This is a genomic window from Pseudomonas mendocina, assembly GCF_900636545.1.
Lineage (GTDB): Bacteria > Pseudomonadota > Gammaproteobacteria > Pseudomonadales > Pseudomonadaceae > Aquipseudomonas > Aquipseudomonas mendocina.
The window spans coordinates 2,514,286-2,535,862 of the sequence record NZ_LR134290.1; the positions used below are offsets into that span (position 1 = coordinate 2,514,286).

The following is a 21,577-nucleotide window of genomic DNA, read 5'->3' on the forward strand; positions in this document are numbered from 1 at the left end:
GAGTGAACAAGCCGGCATGGCGGTTTCCCGCCATGCCGGCTTCAAGTCAATTGCGCTGCTTGCGATTGACGGTTTGTGCAGCCTTGATCACGTCACTGCCGATCACCGATTCGAATTGCTGCCACACCGGACGCATGGCGTCACGCCAGGCTTCGCGCTCTTCGCTGCTAAGGGTGATCAATTGGCTGCGGCCCGAGTCGATGATGCGCTGGCGGTCGGCCTGGTTGGCGGCTTCGGCCTGCTTGTTCACCGCATAGGTGACTTCATCGATGATGGCTTCCAGCTCCACGCGCATCTGATGAGGGATGCCGTACCAGAAGCGTGAGTTGCTCACCAGCATGTAGTCCAGCACGCCATGGTTGGTTTCGCTGATGAAGGGCTGCACCTCGTGCAGTTTCTGGCTGTAGATGTTCGACCAGGGGTTTTCCGCGCCTTGTACCTGGCCGCTCTGCAGTGCCTTGAACACTTCTGCGAACGGCAGTTTCTGGGTGCTGGCGCCAACCTGAGCGAATTGCGCTTCCAGCACCGCCGATGGCTGGATGCGGAAGCTCAGGCCGTTGGCATCACCGGGTGTATGCAGCGCACGGGTCGCCGACAACTGCTTCATGCCGTTATGCCAATAAGCCAGGCCGACGATGTTGTGATCCTCCATCGAGCGCAGCAGTTGGCGGCCCTTGGAGCGCTTCTGGAAACGATTGACGGCCTCGATGTCATCGAACAGGAAGGGCAGGTCGAACACCTGTAACTGCTTGGTGTACTGCTCGAATTTGGCCAGCGAGGGCGCCAGCAACTGTACCTCGTTGTTGCGCAGCGCTTCGAGCTCATTGGCATCGCCGTAGAGACTGGAGTTCGGGTAGACCTCGACCTTCACCTTGCCGCCCAGACGCTCTTCCACCAGTTTCTTGAACAGCAGTGCGCCCTGGCCCTTGGGGGTGCCATCGGCGACGACGTGGGAGAATTTGATCAGGATAGGTTCATCGGCCAGTGCCGTGGCGGCACCGAAAGAGGCTAACGCCAAGGCGCAGGCGGCCAGGGCGCGGACTGGATTGAACATACTGCTTCCTTTTCTTCTTGTCGGTTGCGGTGCCTTGGCAGGCGCCTCGTGTTGGTCGCTCCACTGTTCTGCTGTTGGGGATAGGCAGCATCCCAGACAGTTTAGAGCTGGGTCTTGCATGGCAAGGGTTATGCCATTGTGGCGAATTTCCGCCAAGCTGCTTGGGTCGTTAAAAAGCATGTGATCTGGTGCACAGTGAGTGGCGGATAACCGCCATGTGCCAGTGCGTAGGCAGCGGAAAATTGCCGGTGCGCCGGTGGCTTGTCTTCGCCTGTTATTCTGTCTCGCTCGTCTGAACGCAGGAGTGCCCGAATGAGTTGGTCCGCGCAGCAGTATTCTCTCTTCGAACGTCAGCGTACCCGCCCGGTGCATGACCTATTGGCGGCGGTGCCCCGCGAGAGTGTCGAGCTGGCCGTCGATCTGGGCTGCGGTCCCGGCAATTCCACAGCTGTATTGCAGGCGCATGCGTCACAAGCGCAAGTAATCGGTATCGACAGCAGCGAAGACATGTTGCGCGCGGCACGTGAGCGTCTGCCGCTGGTCAGCTTCCAGTTGGCGGATATCCAGCACTGGCAGACCGACGTCGTACCACAGCTGATCCTCGCCAACGCCTCGCTGCAATGGCTGCCTGATCACGCCCAGCTTTACCCAAGGTTGCTGGCGCAACTGGCGCCTGGTGGTTGGCTGGCGATTCAGACGCCGGACAACCTGCAGGAGCCGGCGCACCGCCTGGCCCGTGAGGTAGCCGCTGACGGCCCGTGGGCGGCGCGTATCGGCGAGGTGCGTCATGCCGAGCGGCACAGCGCGCAGACCTACTACGGTATCCTCGGCGCCCACGCCAGCGAGCTGGATATCTGGCGCACCACGTACTTCCATGTGTTGGACGATGCTGCTGCGGTAGTGGAGTGGTTCAAGTCCACTGCACTGCTGCCGTTTTTGCAGCCATTGGATGCCGGGCAACAGGCCGCATTTCTGGAACGCTACCAGGCAGCGATCACCGAGGCCTATCCGGCGCAGGCCGATGGCCGGGTGTTGTTGCCGTTTCCACGGCTGTTCCTGGTCGCGCGGCGCTAACGCAACACGCTGTCACGGCTAAAGCCCTTCCCACAATTCACCATGAACCTGTGTGGGAGAGGCTTTAGCCGCGCCCCTTAAAAGAAAGCCCCCGCATCTGCGGGGGCTTTTCCTTTGCGGGGCTTCGCTTACTGCGCCAGTGCGACTAGTCCGGCGTGCTGCACCAGTTCCAGCAGTGGCTGCGGGTACACGCCGAGGAAGAAGGCGAGCAGGGCGACCACCAGCAGCATGATGCCGCCAGCGCGCTGGCCCCAGTCGAAGGGGGCGTCGTGGCGATGCAGGTTGGGCTCGCGCATGAACAGGGTGACCATCACTCGCAGGTAATAGAACACGCCGATGGCACTGCCCAGCACCATGGCGCCGAGCAGCCACCAGAGGTGCGCCTCGACGCCAGCGGCGATCACGTAGAACTTGCCGATAAAGCCTGCGGTCAGCGGAATGCCGGCTAGCGACAGCATCATCACCGTGAGTACGGCGGTCAGGTACGGACGGCGCCAGAACAGACCACGGTATTCGTACAGCGCATCGGCATCGCGACCGCTGTACGGCGTGGACATCAGGGTGATCACACCGAAGGCGCCCAGGCTGGTTAGCACGTAGGTGGCCAGGTACACGCCCACGGCTTCCACCGCCAGGCCCTTGCTGGCGATCAGCGCCACCAGCAGATAACCGAAGTGGGCGATGGAGGAGTAACCCAGCAGGCGTTTAAGGTTGTTCTGCAGCAGGGCCAGCAGGTTGCCGAACAGGATCGAAGCGATGGCGATCAGGGTCAGCAGATCGCTCAGCCAGCCGCCGCTCATGGCCGGGGATATCTGGTACAGGCGCAGCAGCACGGCGAATACCGCGACCTTGCTGGCGGTAGCCAGGAAGGCCGCCACCGGCGCCGGGGCGCCTTCGTAGACGTCCGGCGTCCACAGGTGGAAGGGCACCAGCGACAGCTTGAAGGCCAGGCCGATCAGCATCATGCCGATGCCGATCTGCACCAGCTGGCTGCTTTCGCGCATCAGGCTGGCGCCGATATCTGCGAAGGCCAGGTTGCCTGACTCGGCGTACAGCAGCGCCATGCCGAACAGCAGGAAGGCGCTGCCTGCGGCCGACAGCACCATGTACTTGATGCCAGCCTCCAGCGAGCGCTTGTTGAAGAAGGCGTAGGCGATCATCCCGTAAGTGGGCACCGACAACAGTTCCAGGCCGATGAACAGACCGGCCAGATGCTGTGCGCTGACCAGCACCAGGCCACCGGCCGCCGACAGCAGCACCAGCAGGTACAGTTCCTCGCGGTTGCCCGGATAGCCCTTGCCCGATGCGCCGCCCAGGTAGGCATGGATCAGGGTGATGCAGGCCAGGCTGGCGGCCAGCACCAGGGCCATGTAGTAGCAGGCGAAGTTGTCGATCAGCAGCAGCGGGGTGACCGACAGCGGCGCCACCTCCAGGGCCGGAATCAGCGACAGCAGTGCCAGGTTAAGGCCGATCACCGAGAGGATGAAGGTCAGCGCGTGGTTGCGTTTGGCGGCGATGGCCAGCATCACCACGACGGCAGTGAGGCTGGTCACCAGCAGCGGCAGCAGGGCGATCAGGTGTTGCAGGGTGAATTCGACAGCGTGATGTTCCATGAGTCTCTAATCCTTACCCTTACCGGCCCGAGGCGAGTTGATCGAGGGCGCCTGCCATCCACTGCTGCACGCCATGCATGCTGGCCGCGGAGGTATCGAGCACCGGTTGCGGGTAAACGCCAAGCAGAATCAGCAGCACGCCAAGGCCGAGTACCATGGCCAATTCGCGGGCTTTCAGCCCCGGCAGCGGCGCCTCCTGCTGCACCGGTCCGAAGTAGGCGCGGTGGATCATCGCCAGGGCGTATACCGAGCCGAGCACCAGGCCGGTGGCGGCCAGCACCACGACCCAGGGCGCGCTGGGGAAGCTGCCGATCAGGATGAGGAATTCACCGACGAAGTTGCCGGTGCCCGGCAGACCAAGCGCGGCGGCGGCGAAGAACAGGCTGATGGCCGGCAGCCAGGGCATGCGCGCCCAGATGCCGCCCATCTGGCGCAGGTCACGGGTGTGCACGCGCTCGTACAGTTGGCCGCAGAGGATGAACAGCGCAGCAGCGGACAGGCCGTGGGCAACCATCTGTACCACCGCGCCTTGCAGGGCGATCTGGCTGCCCGAATAGATGGCGATCAGCACGAAGCCCATGTGCGAGACGCTGGAGTAGGCCACCAGGCGCTTGATATCGGTCTGCGCGAACGACAGCAGGGCGCCGTAGACGATGGCGAACACACCGAGCCACTGGGCGATGGGCGCGAACTCCGCCGAGGCGTTGGGGAACAGCGGCAGGGCGAAACGCAGCAGGCCGTAAGCGGCGGTTTTCAGCAGGATACCGGCCAAGTCAACGGAACCAGCGGTGGGCGCCTGGGCGTGGGCATCGGGCAGCCAGGAGTGCACCGGCACCACCGGGAACTTCACCGCGAAGGCGACGAAGAAACCGAGCATCAGCAGGTATTCGGTGCCCGGCGCCAGTTGCGTCTTCAGCAGATCGGCGTAGTTGAAGCTGAGCACGCCGGTCTGGTTGAAGTGCACGAACACCAAAGCCAGGATCGACACCAGCATGATCAGGCCACTGGCCTGGGTGAAGATGAAGAACTTGGTGGCAGCGGTGATACGGGTGCGGCCGTCGCTGCCGCTATGACCCCAGAGCGCGATGAGGAAATACATCGGCACCAGCATCATTTCCCAGAAGAAGAAGAACAGGAACAGATCGACGGCGAGGAACACGCCGACCACACCGCCGAGAATCCACATCAGGTTGAGGTGGAAGAAGCCGACGCGGTGCTGGATCTCGTTCCACGAGCACAGTACCGAGAGCACACCGAGCAGGCCGGTAAGCACCACCATCAGCACCGACAGGCCGTCCATCGCCAGGTGGATGGTGATGCCCATCCGCGGGATCCAGTCGATGACGAACTCGTGGGCCCAGCGCGGGCCGCCGTCCGGGGCCGGCGCCAGGGTGAAATCACCACTGACCCACAGCCATAGGCTCAGGCCGAACAACAGGCCCATGGTGATCAGGGCGATCCAGCGCGGCAGGACGTGGCCGAAGCGCTCGCCTTGCCAGCACAGCAGGCCGCCAATGAAGGGAATCAGGATTAGCCAGGGCAGAATCATCAGGCTGTTTTCCTTAACTCAGAAAGAGGATGGCGGCGAGCACCAGTACGGCGCCCCCGGCGATCGAAGCGGCGTACCAGCGCACCTGGCCGGTTTCGCTGCGTACCAGTGCGGCGTTGCCACCACGCGCGAGCAGCGGAATCAGGCCGATGCTGCGGTCGATGGGGTCGCGGCGCAGCAGGTGGCAGAGCAGCAGATAAGGGTGTACGAACAGCTTGTCGTAGAGCCAGTCGAAGCCCCAGGCGGCGAACCACAGGGCGCTCAGCAGGCGACCCGGCGCGCTCTGCGCCACGGCGGAGGCAACGCGGCGCTGGCCGAGGAAGAGCAGGGCGGCGATGACGATGCCGCTCACTGCGATCAGCCCCGACAGCAGTTCCAGGCTGTGCTTGGCCTCACCGCCAGCATGGCCGGCGCTTTCCGGCAGTACGCCGGCCAGAGGCGGAGTGATCCAGGCGCCGATGAAGGTGGACAGCACGATCAGCACCATCAGCGGGAGGTTGTGGGCGATGCCATGGCCGGCGTGTGCCTCGGTCTTCTGCTCGCCGTGGAAGGCGATGAAGATCAGACGGAAGGTGTAGATCGAGGTCAGGAAGGCACCAACCAGGCCCGCGTAGAGCAGCTCGCTATGGCCGCTGGCGAAAGCTTCCCAGAGGATTTCGTCCTTGGAGTAAAAGCCGGCGGTCAGCAGCGGTAGGGCCGCCAGCGCGGAACCACCGACGACGAAGCTGGCATAGGCCAGCGGCAGCTTCTTCCACAGGCCACCCATCTTGAAGATGTTCTGCTCGTGGTGGCAGGCGTGAATCACCGCACCGGAGGCGAGGAACAGCAGGGCCTTGAAGAAGGCGTGGGTCATCAGGTGGAAGATCGCCGCGTCCCAGGCACCGACGCCCAGGGCCAGGAACATGTAGCCGATCTGGCTCATGGTCGAGTAGGCGAGGATGCGCTTGATGTCGGTTTGTACCAGTGCGGCGAAACCGGCCAGCACCAGGGTCACGCCGCCAACGACGCCGACCAGCTCGAGAATCTCCGGGGTCAGCAGGAACAGACCGTGGGTACGGGCGATCAGGTAGACGCCGGCGGTGACCATGGTCGCCGCGTGGATCAGCGCCGACACCGGGGTCGGGCCGGCCATGGCGTCGGCCAGCCAGGTCTGCAGCGGCAACTGGGCAGACTTGCCCACCGCGCCGCCGAGCAGCATCAGCGTGGCAACCCACAGCCAGGCGTCGCCGGCTACATACTTTTGCGGCGCCAGCACCATCAGCTCCTGGATGTTCAAGGTGCCGAGGTTGAGGAACAGGATGAACATGCCAATCATCAGGAACACGTCACCGACGCGGGTGACGATGAACGCCTTGAGCGCCGCGTTACCATTGGGCACGTGCTTGTAGTAGAAGCCGATCAGCAGGTACGAGCACAGGCCCACGCCTTCCCAGCCGAAGAACAGCACCAGTAGGTTGTCGCCGAGTACCAGCAGCAACATGCTGAAGATGAACAGGTTGGTGTAGGCGAAGAAGCGCGAATAGCCTTCCTCGCCGCGCATGTACCAGCTGGCGAACAGGTGGATCAGAAAACCCACGCTGGTGACCACGCCGAGCATGGTGGCGGACAGGCCATCCAGATGCAGGGTGAAGCTCAGCGCCAGGCCTTCGACGCTCATCCACTGCCACAGGGTCAGGCTGTAGGCGCCGCTGGCCGGCGGATTGCCGAGAAAGGCGGCGATGACCCAGGCAGCGCTGGCGGCCGCCAGGCCGATGGAGCCGACACCGATCACTGCGCTGGTGTTTTCCGAGAAGCGTCCGCGCGAGAAGGCCAGCAGCAGCCAGCCGAGCAGCGGGAAGAATAGAGTCAGGGCTAGAAGGTTCATCCGCGCATCTCGCTGGCAGCGTCGATATCCAGGGTGTTGAAGCGGCGATACAACTGCAGCAGGATCGCCAGGCCGATGCTGGCCTCGGCGGCTGCCAGGGTGATCACCAGAATGAACATCACTTGGCCGTCAGCCGCGCCCCAACGGGCGCCGGCAACCACGAAGGCCAGTGCAGCAGCGTTCATCATCACTTCCAGGCTCATCAGGATGAACAGGATGTTGCGCCGCACCATCAGGCCGACCAGGCCGATGCAGAACAGCACGCCGGCCAGGGCCAGGCCGTGTTCGAGTGGGATGCCGGTCATACGGTGGGCTCCTTGGCGTCATGGCGGCCCAGGTGGTAGGCAGCGACCAGTGCGGCGAGCAGCAGCATGGAGGCCAGCTCTACGGCCAGCAGGTAGGGGCCGAACAGGCTGATACCGACGGCCTTGGCTTCGACCGTGGTGTGGCCGATGTGGGCGTCGCTGACGTGATTCAGCAGTACATAGAGCAACTGGCCGAGCAGCAAGGCGCTGAGAATCGCCGGGCCAACCCAGATGCCAGGCGTCAGCCACTTGCGCTCCTGCTCGGCAGCAGCCGGGCCAAGGTTGAGCATCATCACCACGAAGACGAACAGCACCATGATGGCGCCGGCGTAGACGATGATTTCCAGCGCGCCAGCAAAGGGCGCGCCAAGGGCGAAGAACACCATCGACACCGCCAGCAGCGAGACGATGAGGTAGAGCAGGGCATGCACCGGGTTGGTGTTGGTGACCACCCCGACCGTTGCTGCCACCGCCACACCGGCGGCGAAGTAGAACGCGAATTCCATCAGAAGCTCCTCAAGGCAGCAGGCTCTTCACGTTGATCGGCTCGGCCTCGTTCTGCGCGGCGCCCTTGGGCTTGCCGGCGATGGCCATACCGGCAACGCGGTAGAAGTTGTAGTCCGGGTTCTTGCCGGGGCCGCTGATCAGCAGGTCTTCCTTCTCGTACACCAGATCCTGACGCTTGAACTCGCCCATCTCGAAATCGGGGGTGAGCTGGATCGCGGTGGTCGGGCAGGCTTCCTCGCACAGGCCGCAGAAGATGCAGCGCGAGAAGTTGATGCGGAAGAACTCCGGGTACCAGCGCCCGTCGTCGGTCTCGGCCTTCTGCAGCGAGATGCAGCCCACCGGGCAGGCCACGGCGCACAGGTTGCAGGCCACGCAGCGTTCCTCGCCGTCGGGGTCGCGGGTCAGGACGATGCGGCCACGGTAGCGCGGTGGCAGGTAGACCGGTTCTTCCGGGTATTGCAGGGTGTCGCGCTTGCGAAAGCCATGGCTGAACACCATGACCAGGCTGCGCAGTTGGGTGCCGGTACCGACCAGCACGTCCCAGATGTACTTGAACATTGCTTTTCTCCTTACTGGGCCGTGGCCAGCACGACGGCGCCGGTCACCAGCAGGTTGATCAGGGTCAGCGGCAGGCAGAACTTCCAGCTGAAGGCCATGACCTGGTCATAGCGCGGGCGTGGGATCGACGCGCGCAGCAGAATGAAGATCATGATGAAGAAGGCCGTTTTCAGCGCGAACCAGAAGAACGGAATCTGCGGCAGGATGCCGAACGGGCCATGCCAGCCACCGAAGAACAGGGTTACCAGCAAGGCCGACACGGTGACGATGGCCACGTATTCGCCAACGAAGAACATGCCCCATTTCATCCCGGCATATTCGATGTGGTAACCGTCGGCCAGCTCCTGCTCGGCTTCCGGCTGGTCGAACGGGTGACGGTGGGTCACGGCGACGGCGGCGATGAAGAAGGTACAGAAGCCGAAGAACTGCGGAATGATGAACCACAGGTTCTGCGCCTGGTAGTCGACGATATCGCGCATGTTGAACGAGCCGACCTGCGCCACCACGCCCATCAGCGCCAGGGCCAGGAACACCTCGTAGGAGATGGTCTGGGCCGAGGCACGCAGGCTGCCGAGCAGGGCGAACTTGTTGTTGCTCGACCAGCCGGCGAACAGCACCGCGTAGACTGACAAACCCGCCATGGCGAAGAAGAACAGGATGCCGATGTTCAGATCCGCCACGCCCCAGGTCGGGGTGATGGGGATGATGGCGAAGGCCATCAGCATTGCGGCGAAGGCGATCATGGGCGCCAGGATGAAGATGAACCTGTCGGCGAACGGCGGCGTCCAGTCCTCCTTGAAGAACATCTTGATCATGTCGGCGGCGATCTGGAACATGCCGAACGGCCCCACGCGGTTGGGCCCGTAGCGATCCTGCCACCAGCCGAGCAGACGGCGCTCAATGAAGCTCAGCAGCGCGCCGCAGACCACCACCACCAGCAGGATGACGATGGCCTTGAGTACCGCGATGACGATCTCGATCAGTTCGGGCGTCAACCAGCTCATTGCGCGGCCTCCTGCAGCAGGGTCACGCTGGCACCGGCGATGACGGCCGGAATCCCAGGCAGGCCAAGCGGCAAGCCGACCAGACCGATGGCCAGATCATCACGCACCTGCAGCGGCAGGCGCAGGGCCTGGCCATTGACGCGCAGGGCCAGCAGCGCACCGTCGTTCACCCCCAGGCGTGCCGCTTCATCGCGGGCCAGGGCCACGTAAGGTTCGGGCATGCGCTCCTGAATCGGTTTGGCGCGCGCGGAGTTTTCCTCGCTGCCGAACAGGTGGTGCAGCGGCGCCACCTGCCAGGTGCCGGCTGCCGGGTTGAACGCGGCGTTCACGGCGAACCAGGGCAGGGCGTTGCCGGCAGCTTCGAGCAGGCGTACGCCGGGGTCGCCGGCGCGCAGGTGCCCGCCGACCTCGTCCTGGAACTTGTTCCAGGCCTGTGGCGAGTTCCAGCCCGGCGACCAGGCGAACGGAATCTGCTGCCGATCTTCCTTGCTGCCGGCGTAGCCTTCCATGGAGAAGGCGAAAGCGGTGTCCTGATCCTGCGGCTGACGCGGCTCGTGCACGCTGATATTGGCGCGCATGGCGGTGCGGCCGCTGTAGCGGTGCGGCTCGCGCGCCAGCTTGAGCCCCTTGATGCGGAACGAGGCGCTCGGTGCGGCATCCTTGATGCCGGACAAATGCGGGTTGCTGGCGGCGCAGGCTGCGGTGACCTGATCCAGTTGCGTCCAGTCCACGGCCTTGCCCTGCAGGGTGCTGTGCAGCGCGTGCAGCCAGCGCCAGCCCTCGCGAATCAGAATGCCCGCGTCGTAGTAGCTCGGTTCATAGACCTGGAAGAAGCGCTGAGCGCGGCCTTCGAGGCTGACCAGGGTGCCGTCGCCTTCGGCGAAGCTGGCCGCCGGCAGCAGCAGATGGGCGCGTTCGCTGGTGGCGGTGCGCTGGTGATCGGCGACGATCACCGTCTGTGCGGCGCTGAGTGCTGCATCCACCTTGGCGGTATCCGCGCGGCGGTACAGGTCGTTTTCCAGTATCACCACGGCATCGGCCTGGCCGTTGCTCACAGCATCGAGTGCGGCATCGACGGACTCGCCACCGAGCAGTGCCAGGCCCAGGCTGTTGGCTTCGGGTACCACCAGGCTCAGCGAGCCATTCTTCTCACGGTTCTTCAGCGCGCTGGCGATATTGGCGGCGGCTTCGATCAGGGCCTTGTCGCCCAGGGATGCGCCGGAAATGATCAGCGGGCGCTTGGCATTGATCAGGGCATCGGCGATGCGCTGCACCAGTTCGCCGGCTTCGGCGTCCAGGCCGTCGACGGCCGGGGCGTTCGGGTCGATGGCATGAGCCACGGCGAAACCGATACGGGCCAGGTCGGCCGGCGCGGCGTGCACGCACTGCTCGGCGATATCGTCGAGGCGGGTTTCAGCGACGCTGGCGATGAATAGCGGGTGCAGCGCGTGCTGGGCGACGTTCTGCACCGCCGCCATGTGCCAGTCCTGAATACGCGCACCGGCAGCGATTTCGGTGGCCTTGCCCTTGACCGCCTGGCGCAGGGCCAGGGCCAGGCGTGCAGCGGTCTGGGTCAGGTCTTCGCCAAGGACGAAGATGGCGTCGTGCAGCTCGACATCGCGCAGGGTCGGTGTCGGCAGCGGGCCGTTTTGCAGGATGTCGCGGATCAGGCGGATATTGGCCAGTTCGCTGGCGGCGATGCCGCTGTAGAAGTTGCTGGCGCCGACCAGCTCGCGCAGGGCGAAGTTGGATTCCAGGCTGGCGCGCGGCGAGCCGATGCCGATGACACGCTTGCCCTTGAGCAGCTCGGCGGCCTTGTCCAGCGCGGCATCGATGCCGATGGCCTGGCCGGCCAGTAGCGGCTGACGCGGGCGGTCTTCGCGGTTGACGTAGCCATAGCCGAAGCGGCCACGGTCGCAGAGGAAGTACTGGTTCACCGAGCCGTTGAAGCGGTTCTCGATACGGCGCAGCTCGCCGTAGCGCTCACCGGGACTGATGTTGCAGCCGCTGGAGCAGCCGTGGCAGATGCTCGGGGCGAACTGCATGTCCCACTTGCGGTTGTAGCGCTCGGAGTGGGTCTTGTCGGTGAACACGCCGGTGGGGCAGACCTCCACCAGGTTACCTGAGAACTCGCTTTCCAGCGTGCCGTCCTCGACGCGGCCGAAGTACACGTTGTCGTGCGCGCCATAGACGCCCAGGTCGGTGCCGCCAGCGTAATCCTTGTAGTAGCGCACGCAGCGGTAGCAGGCGATGCAGCGGTTCATCTCGTGAGCGATAAAGGGGCCCAACTCTTGGTTTTGATGAGTCCGCTTGGTAAAGCGATAGCGACGGGCGTTGTGCCCGGTCATCACCGTCATGTCCTGCAGGTGGCAGTGACCACCTTCCTCGCACACCGGGCAGTCGTGCGGGTGGTTGGTCATCAGCCATTCGACGACGCTGGCGCGGAACGCCTTGGATTCCTCGTCGTCGATGCTGATCCAGGTGTTGTCGGTGGCAGGCGTCATGCAGGACATGACGATGCGACCACGAGTGTCGTTCTCGTCGTTGTACTGCTTGACCGCACACTGGCGGCAGGCGCCGACGCTGCCTAGCGCCGGATGCCAGCAGAAGTAGGGGATATCGAGTCCGAGGGACAGGCAGGCCTGCAGGAGGTTGTCTGCACCATCGACTTCGAAATCTTTGCCGTCTACGTGGATAGTGGCCATTTCTTTGAGTCTTCGTTTACCCGCTTCATAAAAGCGGCTGGCTAAGGGAATTCGTCTGTTCAGCTCGCACTTGCCGGCATGCGGGGCGTGGTCGCCACCTTGGCCACACCGGCCTCGAACTCTTCACGGAAATATTTGATCGCGCTGCCCAACGGCTCCACGGCACCCGGTGCGTGAGCACAGAAGGTCTTGCCCGGGCCGAGGAAGTTGACCAGGCCGAGCAGGGTGGCGATGTCCTCGCGGGTGCCTTCGCCACGCTCCAGGGCGCGGAGAATCTTCACGCTCCACGGCAGGCCGTCGCGGCACGGCGTACACCAGCCGCAGGACTCGCGGGCGAAGAACTCTTCCATATTGCGTAGCAGGGAAACCATGTTGATCGAGTCGTCCACCGCCAGGGCCAGGCCGGTGCCCATGCGCGTGCCGACCTTGCCGATGCCGCCGGCATACATCTGCGCCTCGAGGTGCTCGGGCAGCAGGAAGCCGGTACCGGCGCCGCCAGGCTGCCAGCACTTGAGCTTGTAGCCGTCACGCATGCCGCCGGCGTAGTCCTCGAACAGCTCGCGGGCGGTGATGCCGAACGGCAGTTCCCACAGACCGGGGTTCTTCACCTTGCCGGAGAAGCCCATCAGCTTGGTGCCGTGGTCTTCGCTGCCCGGGCGGGCGAGGCCCTTGTACCAGTCAACACCGCCCGAAACGATGGCGGGCACGTTGCACAGGGTTTCGACGTTGTTGACGCAGGTGGGCTTGCCCCACACGCCGACAGCAGCCGGGAAGGGCGGCTTGGCGCGCGGGTTGGCACGGCGACCTTCCAGCGAGTTGATCAGCGCGGTTTCCTCGCCGCAGATGTAGCGGCCGGCGCCGGTGTGCACGAACAGCTCGAAATCGAAGCCTGAGCCGAAGATGTTCTTGCCGAGCAGGCCGGCAGCCTTGGCTTCGTCGATGGCGCGGTTGAGGTTGGCCGCGGCGTCGACGTACTCGCCGCGCAGGAAGATGTAGCCGCGATAGGCCTTGAGCGCACGCGCCGAAATCAGCATGCCTTCCACCAACAGGTGGGGCAGCTGTTCCATGAGCATGCGGTCTTTCCAGGTGTTGGGCTCCATTTCGTCCGCATTGCACAGCAGGTAGCGGATGCTCATGGATTCGTCGGCCGGCATCAGGCCCCACTTCACGCCCGTGGGGAAGCCTGCACCGCCACGGCCCTTGAGGCCGGATTCCTTGACGGTCTGCACGATGTCGGCCTGCGCCATCTCGGTCAGCGCCTTGCGTGCGGCCGCGTAGCCGTTCTTCTGCTGGTATTCCTCCAGCCATACCGGCTGGGCGTCATCACGCAGGCGCCAGGTCAGCGGGTGGGTTTCTTCGCTGCGGGTAATGCGGTTGGCTGGGCCGATGGAGGTGAGGGTCTTCATTTGTAGTCCTCCAGCAGCTTGGCGACGCCGTCGGGTTGAACGTCGCCGAAGGTGTCGTCGTCGATCATCAACGCCGGAGCCTTGTCGCAGTTGCCCAGGCAGCACACCGGCAGCAGGGTGAAACGCTCATCGCTGGTGGTTTGGCCAAGGCCGATGCCAAGCTGCTTCTGCATCTCACTGACCACCGATTCATGGCCGCCGATGTAGCAGGTCATGCTGTCGCACACGCGAATCACGTGGCGACCGACGGGCTGACGGAAAATCTGGCTGTAGAAGGTGGCCACTCCTTCGACGTCGCTGGCAGGTATGCCGAGAATCTCGCCAATGGCGTCAGCAGCGCCATCTGGCACCCAGCCGCGTTGCTTCTGCACGATCTTCAGCGCCTCGATGCTGGCGGCGCGCGGGTCTTCGTAGTGATGCATCTCGTGCTCGATGGCCGAGCGCTCGGTTTCGCTGAGGGTGAAACGGTCGGTCTGAATTAGCGTGCTCATGATCAGCGGTCCACGTCGGCCATGACGAAGTCGATACTGCCCAGATAGGCGATCAGGTCCGCCACCATGCTGCCGCGAATCACCGAAGGGATCTGCTGCAGGTGGGCGAAGCTGGGGGTGCGAATCCGGGTGCGGTAGCTCATGGTGCTGCCGTCGCTCGTCAGGTAGTAGCTGTTGATGCCCTTGGTCGCCTCGATCATCTGGAAGGCTTCGTTGGCCGGCATGACCGGGCCCCAGGAAACCTGCAGGAAGTGGGTGATCAGGGTTTCGATGTGCTGCAGCGTGCGCTCTTTCGGCGGCGGCGTGGTCAGCGGGTGGTCGGCCTTGTACGGGCCTTCCGGCATGTTCTTCAGGCACTGATCGATGATGCGGATGCTCTGGCGCATCTCTTCCACGCGCACCATGCAGCGGTCGTAGGCATCGCCGTTGACGGCCAGCGGCACCTCGAAGTCGAAGTGCTCGTAGCCGGAGTAGGGGCGCGCCTTGCGCAGGTCGAAGTCGCAACCGGTGGCGCGCAGGCCGGCACCGGTGGTGCCCCATTCCAGGGCTTCCTTGGTGTTGTACTGGGCCACACCGATGGTCCGGGCCTTGAGGATGCTGTTCTTCAGCGCCGCCTTTTCGTATTCGTCCAGGCGCTTGGGCAGCCAGTCGACGAACTCCTTGACCAGCTTGTCCCAGCCGCGCGGCAGATCGTGGGCGACGCCGCCAATGCGGTACCAGGCCGGGTGCAGGCGAAAGCCGGTGATGGCCTCGATCACCTTGTAGGCGCGCTGGCGATCGGTGAAGGTGAAGAACACCGGGGTCATGGCGCCCACGTCCTGGATATAGGTGCCCAAGAACAAGAGGTGACTGGTGATACGGAAGAATTCGGCGAGCATCACGCGGATGAAGTCGACGCGGGCCGGCACCTTGATCCCGGCCAGCTTCTCGACCGAGAGCACGTAGGGCAGATTGTTCATCACCCCGCCGAGGTAGTCGATGCGGTCGGTGTAGGGGATGAAGCTGTGCCAGCTTTGCCGTTCGGCCATCTTCTCGGCGCCACGGTGGTGGTAGCCGATCTCTGGCACGCAATCGACGATCTCTTCGCCGTCGAGCTGCAGGATGATGCGGAAGGCGCCGTGGGCGGATGGGTGGTTGGGGCCGAGGTTGAGGAACATGTAGTCCTCGTGATCGCCGCCGCGTTTCATACCCCAGTCTTCGGGACGGAAGCGCGCAGCTTCTTCCTCGAGCTGTTGCTTGGCCAGGGTCAGGCTGAATGGATCGAATTCGGTGGCGCGCGCCGGGTAGTCCTTGCGCAGCGGGTGACCTTCCCAGGTCGGCGGCATCATGATGCGGCTCAGGTGCGGGTGGCCGGTGAAGGTGATGCCGTACAGATCCCAGACTTCGCGCTCGTACCAGTTGGCGTTGGGCCAGATACCGGTGGCGGTGGGCAGGTTGAGGTCGCGCTCGGACAAGGCGACCTTGATCATCACGTCACTATTACGCTCCAGCGACATCAGGTGATAGAACACCGTAAAGTCGGCGTCCGGCAGGCCGCGGCGTTGGGTGCGCAGGCGCTCGTCGACGCCGTGCAGGTCGTAGAGCATCACGTAGGGGCGCGGCAGATTGCGCAGGCAGGTGAGCACTTCAATGAGGCGCTCACGGGCGACCCAGAGCACCGGCATGCCGGTGCGGGTCGCTTGCAGGGTGAAACTGTCGTCGCCAAAACGGGCGCGCAGTTCGGCGACGACGTCATGGTCGTCAGCCTTGTAAGGCGGTATGGACACAACGGTGTCTTGAGTCATGGTCTCGGTCGCTGTCGATCAACGTAGAAAGTGGGCATGACGCTTGCGCAGGCAAGCATCGGCTCAGACTTCGTCGGGGCTACGCAGGTTGGTAACGGCGATTCGCTGCTCGCGACGCTGTTCCTTCTGCGAAGGCATTTCGGCACGGTAGATGCCTTGATCGCCAACGACCCAGGATAGCGGGCGGCGCTCCTGGCCGATGGATTCCTGCAGCAGCATCAAGCCTTGCAGGAACGCCTCCGGACGGGGCGGGCAGCCGGGAATGTAGACGTCCACGGGGAGGAACTTGTCCACGCCCTGAACGACCGAGTAGATGTCGTACATGCCGCCGGAGTTGGCGCATGAACCCATGGAGATAACCCACTTGGGCTCCAGCATCTGCTCGTAGAGACGCTGGATGACCGGCGCCATCTTGATGAAGCAGGTGCCGGCGATGACCATGAAGTCGGCCTGGCGGGGTGATGCGCGAATGACTTCCGCGCCAAAACGCGCCACATCGTGCGGGGCGGTGAAGGCGGTGGTCATTTCCACATAGCAGCAGGACAGGCCGAAGTTGTACGGCCACAAGGAATTCTTGCGCCCCCAGTTGACCGCGCCGTTAAGCACGTCCGAGAGCTTGCCCATGTAGATGTTCTTGTGAACCTGATCCTCTAGCAGCGGGTCGGAGACGACCTCCCGCTGGCCGATCGGATACGCCTCATTGGGCGCATTCGGGTCGACCCGAGTAAGTTTGTATTGCATCGCCAAAGCCTCATTGTTTTAGCTTCGCCTGCCGTTCACGACGTCCCTGCGGTGCCCAATCGAGCGCCCCGATACGCCAAAGATAGACAAGACCTGCCAACAGAATTGCTATGAAAACTGTAGCTTCGATCAGGCCCGCCCAGCCGCTTTCGCGCACCGAGACTGCCCAAGCGAAGAGATAGAGGGCTTCAACGTCGAAGATCACGAAGAGCATCGCGACCAGATAGAACTTGGCTGACAGGCGCAGACGCGCGCTGCCGGTAGGAAGCATGCCCGACTCGAAAGGCTCGTTCTTGCTACGTCCCCAGGCTTTGCTGCCGAGCAGACTGGAAACGCCGAGCATGAAGGCGATGAGCCCACAGACACCCAGCAAGAACACAGCGAAAGCCCAGTTATGGGACATGGTCGTTACCGCATCAGGCATGCCGGTACTCCTTGAACTAAGGAACGGCTTTTAATTTAGTTAGCAGTGCAGCTCCCCCAAGGGTGCTGACGCAAAGTGTGTATACAATACTATGTGTACGCTAACTGTAAGTAAATTTTTCAGAGGAAATTTATTCCTGAAATTTGTTCATCTCTGATCGATTTGTCGCATCGGTGTAATTCTGAAGCGAGCCGTATGGGGCGGCGTTTCAGGACTATAGCCGATGACTCTGTTCTGGCAATTTCAAGGCTCATTCATCCGACTAATTTGCCTTATTCCGCAGCGTGATTGCCCTCGGCTAGATGAGCAATTCATTGCCACTTTGGTGTTAAGGCCAAAGCAGCAGAGTGCGCCGTTAAATTCCTACAGCGCATAACTCGCAGGCTTACATATCACCAAAAGTTATTCATTCTGGGGTGCCGCACACCGAATCTTGTACTAGCGTGCATGAATCGCCGTGGGGCGATGCCTTTCTGATTGAGCAGTACCCGCCATCCGCTGGGTCTGCGCAGTTGCCCCTGCCTGGGTATGCCGACCCTTCGCATGCTTAACAACATGAGGGGTTTTCCATGCCTGTCGCCCGCGCCTTGCCACGCGCCATTCCAGCCGTTCTCCTGCTGGTCCTGAGTGGACCTGCCAACGCCGAACTTGGCGATTACAACTTCTGGCAGGGTCTGAGCAATCTGGTCTCGCCGCCAAAGGCCGACAATCCAGTGACGCCTGCACAGCGTCTCGGCCCGTATCCGCTCCTGGCCAATCCGCCGGGATTCAACAGCGGCTTCAACCCCGGTAATTACTACGGTTGGCAAACGATTCAGATGGCGCCGCAGACCGGCGCTGTGTGCGGGAATGGATCGCCTTACAAATTCTTCATCAATCGTGTGCCGAACACACGCAACACCATCGTTTATCTGGAAGGTGGCGGTGCCTGCTGGGATTACGCCAGTTGCAGCGGGCAAAGCGGCATCCGTGGGGCACGCAATCCTGATGGCATCGCTGATGACTACATGTCGTTGCTCAACCCTGGCGCCAGTCTGGTGAGCCCCTTCGTCGTACGTCTGCATCCCTGGACACGAGTGAAGACGCAGAATTGGAACATCGTCTATGTGCCGTACTGCACGGGCGATATCTACTCCGGCGACAAGGTGGCGATCTACGAGGATCCGCAAGGAGAAAATCCGCCGTTGGTGTGGCACCACAACGGCTTGCGCAACATGCGTGCGGTGGCGGGGTGGTTGAAAGACAACTTGCCGCGACCTACCCAGATGCTGACCACGGGCTGCAGTGCAGGTGGCGCCGGGAGCCTGACCAACTACGCCAATCTGCGTCAGGACATCGCCCCGGATCGCGGTTACCTGATTAACGACTCCGGGCCGGTGTACACCGCCCTTGCCGGCGACAATCAGACGTATCCGTCCTATCCATTGCAGGCCTTCATTCGCCAGGCCTGGGGGCTGGATGCCGCTCAAGGTCCCCTGCAGTACCTGCAGGCACGCCTGCCAGGCTTCAACCGCAACGACCTGGGCAGCCTGTACCCCGCGCTGTCGAGCAACCTGCCGGGCGACCGCATGGGGCACACGCACTTCTGGCAGGACCTGAACTATTCGTCCTATTCCTACGAGCGCTTCTATCCGGAAATCGTCAATGCGCCGAATCAGGCGGCCAAGGAGGCGTTAATCAGGCAGCGCTGGGCCACTGATACCACGCGTCTGCGCAGCCAGTTGGCCAGCCTGGGCAATGTCGGAGGTTATTTTCCGCAGTTCCGCAACGTCAACGAAAGCCACTGCACCAGCATCATCGAGTTCGCCAACTCCGATATCCAGGAGCAGAATCTGCAGCTGGATCACTTCGTCAGCAACGTGCTCGATGGTAGCGGGCAGGTCCTTGATGCTTCCGAAGGCAGCGATGTGGCCGACCGCAACAAACCATTCAATCTGCTGTATTACCTGCTCGATCAACTGCTCTGAGCAGAGCCGGCGCTGCAGCGAGCGGTTTCGCTGCAGCGTTCAGCTGTCCGGATCTTGCCGATAATTGCGCTCGCGTGCCTCCTGCAGGCGTTGCCTTAGGTACTGGTCGCGAGTGAGCCCGTCGGGGACGTTCTGCTGGGCGAGTACTTCCTCGACGATGCGTTTCTCCTCGGCCTTGTAGCGTTCGAAGTTTGGGTCGGGCCGTTGTGCCAGTCTGGCTTCGCGCTCTGCACTGATGACCTGATAGCGTTTGATCAGCGCTTCGGCGCGTGTTTTCTGCTCGGCCTCGTCCTCGCTGACAGCTTTGATCAGAGCGATCTGCAGCAGCAGGGCCTCGCTCAATGCAAGCTCGCCTCTCTGTTCCATTGCGTCGAGCCCTTTGCCCAGATCTTCTGCCTGTGCTTCGCGCTTTTCGGCGTCTAGCTGTTTGGCGTGTTCGATGAAGTCTCTATAGCGCTGGTGAAATCCCAGGCGCTGTTCCTGTTGCTGGATTTCCGGGCGGGCCAGCAGTTGCAGCTGCTCCGTGCTGAGGGGCGGCGCTGCTGGCGTTGGGCTGGCTTGCGCGGCTTGAGCTGTCGGCAGCTGCTCGGGCTCGAGGCTGAGGTGTTCTTCGATGGCGGGGCGTTGCCAGTACCAGGTCAGTGTTGCGTTGCCGATCAGAAGGCAACTGCCCAATAGCAGGGCGTTACGAGGCGAGGGCATAGGCAGGTTCCAGGGGGCGTCATTTGAGCTTAGGAGCTGAAAGACCGGTTTGCCTGGACAATAAACGCAGACGAAAAAAGCCCCGGTAGAACCGGGGCGGATTAGGCAAAAAGTCTGCTGCGGATGCGTGGTCCGCAGCAGGGAACCGTTCTTAGTGGAACTGGTTCATGGTGTTGTCTTTACCGCTCGCCTTCAGAGCAGCTTCGCCAGCGAAGTACTCCTTGTGGTTGTCGCCGATGTCGGAGCCAGCCATGTTCTGGTGCTTGACGCAGGCGATACCCTGACGCAGTTCCTGACGCTGAACACCTTTCACGTAGGCCAGCATGCCCTGGTCGGCGAAGTAGCCCTTGGCCAGGTTATCGGTGGACAGAGCCGCAGTGTGGTAGGTCGGCAGGGTGATCAGGTGGTGGAAGATGCCGGCGTGGGCAGAACCATCGCGCTGGAAGGTACGGATCTTCTCGTCGGCGATCTGAGCCAGCTCGGTCTCGTCGTACTCGACGCTCATCAGCTTGGCGCGGTCGTAGGCGGAAACATCCTTGCCTTCGGCAACCATGGCGTCGAACACCTGCTGACGGAAGTTCAGCGTCCAGTTGAAGGACGGGCTGTTGTTGTACACCAGTTTGGCGTTCGGGATGACTTCGCGGATGCGGTCAACCATGGCCTTGATCTGGCCAACGTGCGGCTTCTCGGTTTCGATCCACAGCAGGTCGGCGCCGTTCTGCAGGCTGGTGATGCAGTCTAGTACGCAGCGGTCTTCGCCTGTGCCCTTGCGGAACTGGAACAGGTTGGACGGCAGGCGCTTCGGACGCAGCAGTTTGCCGCCGCGGTTGATCACGACATCGCCATTGCCCAGGTCGGCAGCGGACACTTCTTCGCAATCGAGGAAGCTGTTGTACAGGTCGCCCAGGTCGCCCGGCTCTTTGGTCACGGCGATCTGCTTGGTCAGGCCGGCACCCAGGGAGTCGGTACGAGCGACGATCACGCCGTTGTCGATGCCCAGTTCGAGGAAGGCGTAGCGAACGGCAGCGATCTTGGCGAGGAAGTCGGCGTGAGGAACGGTCACTTTACCGTCCTGGTGGCCGCACTGCTTCTCGTCGGAAACCTGGTTCTCGATCTGGATGCAGCAGGCACCGGCTTCGATCATGCGCTTGGCCAGCAGGTAGGTGGCTTCCGGGTTACCGAAACCGGCATCGATGTCGGCGATGATCGGGACAATGTGCGTTTCGTAGTTATCGATCTGGTTCTGGATCTCGGCAGCCTTGGCGTGGTCGCCAGCATCACGAGCGGCGTCCAGCGCGGTGAACAGCAGGTCCAGTTCGCGGCTGTCGGCCTGACGCAGGAAGGTGTACAGCTCTTCGATCAGGTCGGAGACGGCAGTCTTCTCGTGCATCGACTGGTCCGGCAGTGGGCCGAAGTCGGAGCGCAGGGCGGCAACCATCCAGCCGGACAGGTAGAGGTAGCGCTTGTTGGTGGTCTTCAGGTGCTTCTTGATCGAGATCAGCTTCTGCTGACCGATGAAGCCGTGCCAGCAGCCCAGGGACTGGGTGTAGACGGAGGAGTCGGCGTCGTACTCTTCCATATCCTTGCGCATGATGTCAGCGGTGTACTGAGCGATTTCCAGACCGGTCTTGAAGCGGTTCTGAGCGCGCATACGGGCGACGGACTCGGGGTTGATAGCGCTCCAGCTGCTGCCGAACTTCTCTTTCAGAGCGGCTACAGCCTTGATGTCGTTTTGATATGCGGACATGGTCAATCCTTCAAGAAATGTGTTGGTTGAGCACCGACTACCCACGCAATGCGTGCACGGATGCAGCGGCTGCGGGAGGCTT

General features: G+C 62.7%; 18 protein-coding genes. 2 read left to right on the forward strand and 16 right to left on the reverse strand.

Annotated elements, in window-relative coordinates; translation table 11 throughout:
• Positions 1 to 46 precede the first annotated feature (46 nt).
• Positions 47 to 1,054, reverse strand: coding sequence for a TRAP transporter substrate-binding protein (locus EL191_RS11570; protein ID WP_013715466.1), 1,008 nt, complete (start codon positions 1,052 to 1,054; stop codon positions 47 to 49).
• A gap of 312 nt (positions 1,055 to 1,366) precedes the next feature.
• Here EL191_RS11570 and tam point away from each other — a divergent pair, with 312 nt between their 5' ends.
• On the forward strand, positions 1,367 to 2,128 hold the full coding sequence (gene tam, locus EL191_RS11575; RefSeq protein WP_041979362.1) for a trans-aconitate 2-methyltransferase: 762 nt from the start codon (positions 1,367 to 1,369) through the stop codon (positions 2,126 to 2,128).
• A 128-nt stretch (positions 2,129 to 2,256) separates the two neighbouring features.
• Here tam and nuoN read toward each other — a convergent pair whose 3' ends face one another.
• The 13 genes from nuoN to EL191_RS11640 all read right to left on the reverse strand — a co-directional run bounded on the left by nuoN (position 2,257) and on the right by EL191_RS11640 (position 17,079).
• A complete protein-coding gene (nuoN, locus tag EL191_RS11580; RefSeq protein ID WP_041979360.1) occupies positions 2,257 to 3,741 on the reverse strand; it encodes an NADH-quinone oxidoreductase subunit NuoN in 1,485 nt (494 codons plus the stop codon).
• A 19-nt stretch (positions 3,742 to 3,760) separates the two neighbouring features.
• The gene (gene nuoM, locus EL191_RS11585) at positions 3,761 to 5,290 is read right to left on the reverse strand and encodes an NADH-quinone oxidoreductase subunit M (protein WP_041979359.1); all 1,530 of its coding nucleotides are present in this window, start codon (positions 5,288 to 5,290) and stop codon (positions 3,761 to 3,763) included.
• A 13-nt stretch (positions 5,291 to 5,303) separates the two neighbouring features.
• Positions 5,304 to 7,154 (reverse strand): NADH-quinone oxidoreductase subunit L, encoded by a 1,851-nt coding sequence (nuoL, locus tag EL191_RS11590; protein ID WP_041979358.1) that lies wholly within the window; start codon positions 7,152 to 7,154, stop codon positions 5,304 to 5,306.
• Positions 7,151 to 7,459, reverse strand: a complete 309-nt coding sequence (gene nuoK / locus EL191_RS11595; protein WP_003460477.1) for an NADH-quinone oxidoreductase subunit NuoK — start codon at positions 7,457 to 7,459, stop codon at positions 7,151 to 7,153. The genes nuoL and nuoK overlap by 4 nt, the downstream gene beginning before the upstream one ends.
• The gene (gene nuoJ / locus EL191_RS11600; RefSeq protein ID WP_041979356.1) at positions 7,456 to 7,965 is read right to left on the reverse strand and encodes an NADH-quinone oxidoreductase subunit J; all 510 of its coding nucleotides are present in this window, start codon (positions 7,963 to 7,965) and stop codon (positions 7,456 to 7,458) included. The genes nuoK and nuoJ overlap by 4 nt, the downstream gene beginning before the upstream one ends.
• 10 nt (positions 7,966 to 7,975) lie before the next feature.
• Positions 7,976 to 8,524 (reverse strand): NADH-quinone oxidoreductase subunit NuoI, encoded by a 549-nt coding sequence (nuoI, locus tag EL191_RS11605; protein WP_041979355.1) that lies wholly within the window; start codon positions 8,522 to 8,524, stop codon positions 7,976 to 7,978.
• Positions 8,525 to 8,535: 11 nt separating this feature from the next.
• On the reverse strand, positions 8,536 to 9,528 hold the full coding sequence (nuoH, locus tag EL191_RS11610) for an NADH-quinone oxidoreductase subunit NuoH (RefSeq protein WP_041979354.1): 993 nt from the start codon (positions 9,526 to 9,528) through the stop codon (positions 8,536 to 8,538).
• Complete coding sequence (gene nuoG, locus EL191_RS11615; protein ID WP_041979352.1) at positions 9,525 to 12,233, reverse strand: NADH-quinone oxidoreductase subunit NuoG; 2,709 nt, start codon at positions 12,231 to 12,233, stop codon at positions 9,525 to 9,527. Before nuoG ends, nuoH begins: the two co-directional genes overlap by 4 nt.
• A gap of 59 nt (positions 12,234 to 12,292) precedes the next feature.
• Positions 12,293 to 13,639, reverse strand: coding sequence for an NADH-quinone oxidoreductase subunit NuoF (nuoF, locus tag EL191_RS11620; RefSeq protein WP_041979351.1), 1,347 nt, complete (start codon positions 13,637 to 13,639; stop codon positions 12,293 to 12,295).
• A complete protein-coding gene (gene nuoE / locus EL191_RS11625; protein WP_085982470.1) occupies positions 13,636 to 14,136 on the reverse strand; it encodes an NADH-quinone oxidoreductase subunit NuoE in 501 nt (166 codons plus the stop codon). Before nuoE ends, nuoF begins: the two co-directional genes overlap by 4 nt.
• The gene (nuoC, locus tag EL191_RS11630) at positions 14,133 to 15,914 is read right to left on the reverse strand and encodes an NADH-quinone oxidoreductase subunit C/D (RefSeq protein WP_041979349.1); all 1,782 of its coding nucleotides are present in this window, start codon (positions 15,912 to 15,914) and stop codon (positions 14,133 to 14,135) included. The genes nuoE and nuoC overlap by 4 nt, the downstream gene beginning before the upstream one ends.
• Before the next feature lie 63 nt (positions 15,915 to 15,977).
• Positions 15,978 to 16,655, reverse strand: a complete 678-nt coding sequence (locus tag EL191_RS11635) for a NuoB/complex I 20 kDa subunit family protein (protein ID WP_013715478.1) — start codon at positions 16,653 to 16,655, stop codon at positions 15,978 to 15,980.
• A gap of 10 nt (positions 16,656 to 16,665) precedes the next feature.
• Positions 16,666 to 17,079, reverse strand: a complete 414-nt coding sequence (locus EL191_RS11640; protein WP_013715479.1) for an NADH-quinone oxidoreductase subunit A — start codon at positions 17,077 to 17,079, stop codon at positions 16,666 to 16,668.
• A 569-nt stretch (positions 17,080 to 17,648) separates the two neighbouring features.
• Between EL191_RS11640 and EL191_RS11645 the strand changes: the two genes are divergently transcribed.
• Positions 17,649 to 19,046, forward strand: a complete 1,398-nt coding sequence (locus EL191_RS11645) for a pectin acetylesterase-family hydrolase (RefSeq protein ID WP_041979348.1) — start codon at positions 17,649 to 17,651, stop codon at positions 19,044 to 19,046.
• A 39-nt stretch (positions 19,047 to 19,085) separates the two neighbouring features.
• Here EL191_RS11645 and EL191_RS11650 read toward each other — a convergent pair whose 3' ends face one another.
• Entirely contained in the window at positions 19,086 to 19,748 is a 663-nt protein-coding gene (locus EL191_RS11650; protein ID WP_041979347.1) for a hypothetical protein, read from the reverse strand.
• Between the two features lie 151 nt (positions 19,749 to 19,899).
• Entirely contained in the window at positions 19,900 to 21,495 is a 1,596-nt protein-coding gene (locus tag EL191_RS11655; protein WP_013715484.1) for an isocitrate lyase, read from the reverse strand.
• Positions 21,496 to 21,577: the final 82 nt, after the last annotated feature.

What these genes read in the sequence shown, in the direction of transcription:
- EL191_RS11570 (WP_013715466.1), bottom strand. Translation starts at nt 1,054, where the DNA reads ATGTTCAATCCAGTCCGCGCCCTGGCCGCCTGCGCCTTGGCGTTAGCC.
- tam (WP_041979362.1), top strand. Translation starts at nt 1,367, where the DNA reads ATGAGTTGGTCCGCGCAGCAGTATTCTCTCTTCGAACGTCAGCGTACC.
- nuoN (WP_041979360.1), bottom strand. Translation starts at nt 3,741, where the DNA reads ATGGAACATCACGCTGTCGAATTCACCCTGCAACACCTGATCGCCCTG.
- nuoM (WP_041979359.1), bottom strand. Translation starts at nt 5,290, where the DNA reads ATGATTCTGCCCTGGCTAATCCTGATTCCCTTCATTGGCGGCCTGCTG.
- nuoL (WP_041979358.1), bottom strand. Translation starts at nt 7,154, where the DNA reads ATGAACCTTCTAGCCCTGACTCTATTCTTCCCGCTGCTCGGCTGGCTG.
- nuoK (WP_003460477.1), bottom strand. Translation starts at nt 7,459, where the DNA reads ATGACCGGCATCCCACTCGAACACGGCCTGGCCCTGGCCGGCGTGCTG.
- nuoJ (WP_041979356.1), bottom strand. Translation starts at nt 7,965, where the DNA reads ATGGAATTCGCGTTCTACTTCGCCGCCGGTGTGGCGGTGGCAGCAACG.
- nuoI (WP_041979355.1), bottom strand. Translation starts at nt 8,524, where the DNA reads ATGTTCAAGTACATCTGGGACGTGCTGGTCGGTACCGGCACCCAACTG.
- nuoH (WP_041979354.1), bottom strand. Translation starts at nt 9,528, where the DNA reads ATGAGCTGGTTGACGCCCGAACTGATCGAGATCGTCATCGCGGTACTC.
- nuoG (WP_041979352.1), bottom strand. Translation starts at nt 12,233, where the DNA reads ATGGCCACTATCCACGTAGACGGCAAAGATTTCGAAGTCGATGGTGCA.
- nuoF (WP_041979351.1), bottom strand. Translation starts at nt 13,639, where the DNA reads ATGAAGACCCTCACCTCCATCGGCCCAGCCAACCGCATTACCCGCAGC.
- nuoC (WP_041979349.1), bottom strand. Translation starts at nt 15,914, where the DNA reads ATGACTCAAGACACCGTTGTGTCCATACCGCCTTACAAGGCTGACGAC.
- EL191_RS11635 (WP_013715478.1), bottom strand. Translation starts at nt 16,655, where the DNA reads ATGCAATACAAACTTACTCGGGTCGACCCGAATGCGCCCAATGAGGCG.
- EL191_RS11640 (WP_013715479.1), bottom strand. Translation starts at nt 17,079, where the DNA reads ATGCCTGATGCGGTAACGACCATGTCCCATAACTGGGCTTTCGCTGTG.
- EL191_RS11645 (WP_041979348.1), top strand. Translation starts at nt 17,649, where the DNA reads ATGCCTGTCGCCCGCGCCTTGCCACGCGCCATTCCAGCCGTTCTCCTG.
- EL191_RS11650 (WP_041979347.1), bottom strand. Translation starts at nt 19,748, where the DNA reads ATGCCCTCGCCTCGTAACGCCCTGCTATTGGGCAGTTGCCTTCTGATC.
- EL191_RS11655 (WP_013715484.1), bottom strand. Translation starts at nt 21,495, where the DNA reads ATGTCCGCATATCAAAACGACATCAAGGCTGTAGCCGCTCTGAAAGAG.